The 454-nt window shown below is 69.4% G+C and carries 1 protein-coding gene; it reads left to right on the forward strand.

Features of this window, described 5'->3' with window-relative positions:
- Positions 1–48 precede the first annotated feature (48 nt).
- Positions 49–454, forward strand: a 406-nt coding sequence (locus V2J85_RS40670; protein WP_330824399.1) for an ATP-binding protein, incomplete at its 3' end; no start/stop codon positions are given.

The following is a 454-nucleotide window of genomic DNA, read 5'->3' on the forward strand; positions in this document are numbered from 1 at the left end:
GCTGCGAAAGAGCCGCGGCGGGAGCACTCCGAGCGAGGGAGAAGCGACATGAGCACCCAGCGCGACCGCGGCCTGACCGAAGAAGCCGCCACCACGGCCATCGACCAGGCATGCAGGATGCTGCGGCTGCCCACCATCCGCGGGCAGTTCCCCGACCTGGCCGAGGCCGCATCCCGTGAGCAGATGTCCTACCGCGCCTTCCTCGCGGAGCTCCTGCTGGCCGAGTGTGACGACCGGGCCCGCAGGCGCTCGGAGCGGCGGATCAAGGCCGCCGGGTTCCCCCGCGAGAAGTCATTGCGGGCCTTCGACTACAGCGTGAACCCGAACATCGACGTCGCGACCATCAACACCCTCGCCACCTGCGAGTGGGTACGTAAGAGCCATCCGCTCTGCCTGATCGGCGACTCGGGCACCGGCAAGTCCCACCTGCTGATCGCGCTGGGCACCGAGGCCG

Origin of the sequence: Streptomyces bugieae (assembly GCF_036352915.1) — a bacterium.
GTDB classification, from domain to species: domain Bacteria; phylum Actinomycetota; class Actinomycetes; order Streptomycetales; family Streptomycetaceae; genus Streptomyces; species Streptomyces endophytica.